This is a genomic window from Rhizobacter sp. P2_H2, assembly GCF_056403375.1.
Map to the genome: position 1 here is coordinate 1 of NZ_JBFUFP010001317.1, position 1,313 is coordinate 1,313.

Consider the following 1,313-nt stretch of genomic DNA (forward strand, 5'->3'; position numbering starts at 1 on the left):
TGCCCTGGTGTTCTGCGGAGTTGCCGGGATAGCAGTCATGCGTCGCGAAGCCCTGTGAAGCTCCTGCACGGACCGATCATCTGCGACGCGCTCGATCACCGATTGCATCGCGGAGAATGACCGATGACCCGAACGCGATAGATCAATTCGGCACACCCCACCCCTGAACGGCACATGAAATCAGCCCGCTTGGTCATCGCCTTCTTCCACGCCAGGATGGAGGATTCGTGCGTTGCGGCTCAAGCCGTTCTTGCTTCGAGGAGCATTCCCGCTCGCTGGCGCGACCTGCCTCCTGCGCAAGGCCTTGATGCAGTCCTGCATGAGTTGCCGGCCCGCGATGGCGCGCCTGGCGGTCTCTTTTTCAGCTCACCCGAATGCGACGCGTGGACTGGTTTCGTCAGTCGCATGGATGACGGGTGGTACACCCTCGTCAATGCGATGACGAGGAACCACTCTCAACTGGAAGCCCTGTTCATCAGTGCCGACCTGGCTGACTCACACCATCCATCTACAGCCTTCGAGTTCTTCCGTGGAGGGGCATCGGTCCGGCGCGTCCACGCATGGAAGGAGGACGATGGATGGCATTTCGTCAATCGTGGCATCCCGCTGCCCTTTGAAGACACATCGCGCTACTCGCAGCGATTGATAGGTGAGCGCCTGACCCTCGCAATCCTCGATGAGATGTCGGCGAAGCTTGGAATCAAGCTGGCGGCACTCAGAGCAGCCGGAGATCTCACCGCGGCTCGCGTGCTTGCGACATAGCACCACCTGTCTCTGCGGCCTGAGACAGAAGCCGCGCTCCCACTAAACCCCCGCCGTACTGATCACCTGATGCCGTATCGCCAGGTGCACCAGCGCCGCCGAGGTCGCCACACCGAGCTTCTCCTTGATCGCCGTCTGCAGGTTCGCCACGGTCTTCGGACTCAGCTTCAGCGCCTCGGCGCATTCGCCGGCCGAGTGGCCTTGCGCGAGCAGCCGGAACACCTCGAACTCGCGTGCGCTCAACTCGGCCAGCCGGCCGGCCTCGTCGTGCGGGTCGCGTTCGAGCAAACCGGGCGGCAGCTCGCGGCCCAGGTACCGGCGCCCCGCATGCAGTTCGCGCACCGCATCCACCAGGCACTCCGGCGCACTCGCCTTCGTCAGGAAACCCCGCGCGCCGGCCTGCAGCGCACGCCGCACCAGCACCGGCGCGTCATGCATGCTGAACACCAACAGCCGCGCCTGCGCGTCGCGCAGCAGCACGCGGCGCAGCACCTCCAGCCCCCCGCCTCCGGGCATCGCCAGATCCGTCACCAGCACGTCGGGCTGCAGCG

At 64.8% G+C, this 1,313-nt stretch carries 2 protein-coding genes; one reads left to right on the top strand and one right to left on the bottom strand.

The features are described from left to right. The first annotated feature begins 174 nt into the window (after nucleotides 1–174). The gene (locus AC1D15_RS32705) at nucleotides 175–762 is read left to right on the top strand and encodes a hypothetical protein (protein ID WP_477829338.1); all 588 of its coding nucleotides are present in this window, start codon (nucleotides 175–177) and stop codon (nucleotides 760–762) included. Nucleotides 763–804: 42 nt separating this feature from the next. Here the strand turns inward: AC1D15_RS32705 and AC1D15_RS32710 are convergent. Continuing rightward, nucleotides 805–1,313, bottom strand: a 509-nt coding sequence (locus AC1D15_RS32710) for a response regulator (RefSeq protein ID WP_477829339.1), incomplete at its 5' end; no start/stop codon positions are given.

Bases quoted from the DNA above. Each gene is read 5' to 3' on its own strand.
- AC1D15_RS32705 (WP_477829338.1), top strand. From the start codon at position 175: ATGAAATCAGCCCGCTTGGTCATCGCCTTCTTCCACGCCAGGATGGAG.